Source organism: Delftia sp. CH05 (assembly GCF_009827015.1).
GTDB lineage: Bacteria > Pseudomonadota > Gammaproteobacteria > Burkholderiales > Burkholderiaceae_C > Comamonas > Comamonas tsuruhatensis.
In genome coordinates, this window is the sequence record NZ_WUMG01000089.1 from 2,501 (window position 1) to 5,328 (window position 2,828).

At 51.4% G+C, this 2,828-nt stretch carries 1 rRNA gene; it reads left to right on the forward strand.

Annotated elements, in window-relative coordinates:
• Positions 1-49 precede the first annotated feature (49 nt).
• Positions 50-2,828 (forward strand): 23S ribosomal RNA (locus GRX31_RS30130); the annotation flags it as partial.

The following is a 2,828-nucleotide window of genomic DNA, read 5'->3' on the forward strand; positions in this document are numbered from 1 at the left end:
GTCCTTGAAAGAAAACGGCGAAATCTCGCAAGAGAGATCAAAGTTATAGGGTCAAGTGACTAAGAGCATGTGGTGGATGCCTTGGCGATGATAGGCGACGAAAGACGTGATAGCCTGCGATAAGCTTCGGGGAGCTGGCAAATAAGCTTTGATCCGGAGATTTCTGAATGGGGAAACCCACCCGCAAGGGTATCGCATACTGAATACATAGGTATGCGAGGCGAACCTGGAGAACTGAAACATCTAAGTACCCAGAGGAAAAGACATCAACCGAGATTCCGAAAGTAGTGGCGAGCGAAATCGGAACAGCCTTCTAGTGATAGTCAGACGGTTAACAAAACGGAATGGAAAGTCCGGCCATAGTAGGTGATAGCCCTGTATGTGAAAACCGACTGGTGGTACTGAGCTAGAGAAAAGTAGGGCGGGGCACGAGAAACCCTGTCTGAATATGGGGGGACCATCCTCCAAGGCTAAATACTCATCATCGACCGATAGTGAACCAGTACCGTGAGGGAAAGGCGAAAAGAACCCCGGGAGGGGAGTGAAATAGATCCTGAAACCGCATGCTTACAAAAAGTAGGAGCCCGCAAGGGTGACTGCGTACCTTTTGTATAATGGGTCAGCGACTTACATTCAGTGGCAAGGTTAACCGAATAGGGGAGCCGTAGAGAAATCGAGTCCGAATAGGGCGTCCAGTCGCTGGGTGTAGACCCGAAACCAAGTGATCTATCCATGGCCAGGATGAAGGTGCCGTAACAGGTACTGGAGGTCCGAACCGACTAGTGTTGCAAAACTAGCGGATGAGCTGTGGATAGGGGTGAAAGGCTAAACAAACTTGGAAATAGCTGGTTCTCTCCGAAAACTATTTAGGTAGTGCCTCAAGTATTACCTGCGGGGGTAGAGCACTGTTTAGGCTAGGGGGTCATGGCGACTTACCAAACCTATGCAAACTCCGAATACCGCAGAGTACAGCTTGGGAGACAGAGCACCGGGTGCTAACGTCCGGACTCAAGAGGGAAACAACCCAGACCGCCAGCTAAGGTCCCTAAAATTGGCTAAGTGGGAAACGAAGTGGGAAGGCTAAAACAGTCAGGATGTTGGCTTAGAAGCAGCCATCATTTAAAGAAAGCGTAATAGCTCACTGATCGAGTCGTCCTGCGCGGAAGATGTAACGGGGCTAAGCCAGTTACCGAAGCTGCGGATTTGCAATTTATTGCAAGTGGTAGGAGAGCGTTCTGTAAGCCTGTGAAGGTGCCTGGTAACGGGTGCTGGAGGTATCAGAAGTGCGAATGCTGACATGAGTAGCGTTAAAGGGGGTGAAAAGCCCCCTCGCCGTAAGCGCAAGGTTTCCTACGCAACGTTCATCGGCGTAGGGTGAGTCGGCCCCTAAGGCGAGGCAGAGATGCGTAGCTGATGGGAAACAGGTCAATATTCCTGTACCGATGTGTAGTGCGATGTGGGGACGGAGAAGGTTAGCTCAGCCAACTGTTGGATATGTTGGTTCAAGCCTGTAGTCGTGCCTGGTAGGCAAATCCGCCGGGCTTAGATGAGGGGTGATAACGAGTCTGCTTGCAGACGAAGTGAGTGATACCCTGCTTCCAGGAAAAGCCACTAAGCTTCAGCTACACACGACCGTACCGCAAACCGACACTGGTGCGCGAGATGAGTATTCTAAGGCGCTTGAGAGAACTCTGGAGAAGGAACTCGGCAAATTGATACCGTAACTTCGGGAGAAGGTATGCCGCAAGTAGGTGAACTTGAACAAAGGGAGCCCAAAGCGGTTGCAAAAAATCGGTGGCTGCGACTGTTTAATAAAAACACAGCACTCTGCAAACACGAAAGTGGACGTATAGGGTGTGACGCCTGCCCGGTGCTGGAAGATTAAATGATGGGGTGCAAGCTCTTGATTGAAGTCCCAGTAAACGGCGGCCGTAACTATAACGGTCCTAAGGTAGCGAAATTCCTTGTCGGGTAAGTTCCGACCTGCACGAATGGCGTAACGATGGCCACACTGTCTCCTCCAGAGACTCAGCGAAGTTGAAATGTTTGTGATGATGCAATCTCCCCGCGGAAAGACGGAAAGACCCCATGAACCTTTACTGTAGCTTTGTATTGGATTTTGAACGGATCTGTGTAGGATAGGTGGGAGGCTTTGAAGTGAGGACGCTAGTTCTCATGGAGCCGACGTTGAAATACCACCCTGGTGCGTTTGAGGTTCTAACCCAGGTCCCTTATCGGGATCGGGGACAGTGCATGGTAGGCAGTTTGACTGGGGCGGTCTCCTCCCAAAGCGTAACGGAGGAGTTCGAAGGTACGCTAGTTACGGTCGGACATCGTGACGATAGTGCAATGGCATAAGCGTGCTTAACTGCGAGACTGACAAGTCGAGCAGATGCGAAAGCAGGACATAGTGATCCGGTGGTTCTGTATGGAAGGGCCATCGCTCAACGGATAAAAGGTACTCTGGGGATAACAGGCTGATACCGCCCAAGAGTTCATATCGACGGCGGTGTTTGGCACCTCGATGTCGGCTCATCTCATCCTGGGGCTGTAGTCGGTCCCAAGGGTATGGCTGTTCGCCATTTAAAGAGGTACGTGAGCTGGGTTTAAAACGTCGTGAGACAGTTTGGTCCCTATCTTCCGTGGGCGCTGCAGATTTGAGGAAGCCTGCTCCTAGTACGAGAGGACCGGAGTGGACACACCTCTGGTGTATCGGTTGTCACGCCAGTGGCATTGCCGAGTAGCTAAGTGTGGAAGAGATAACCGCTGAAAGCATCTAAGCGGGAAACTCGTTTCAAGATGAGATCTGCCGGGGCCTTGAGCCCCCT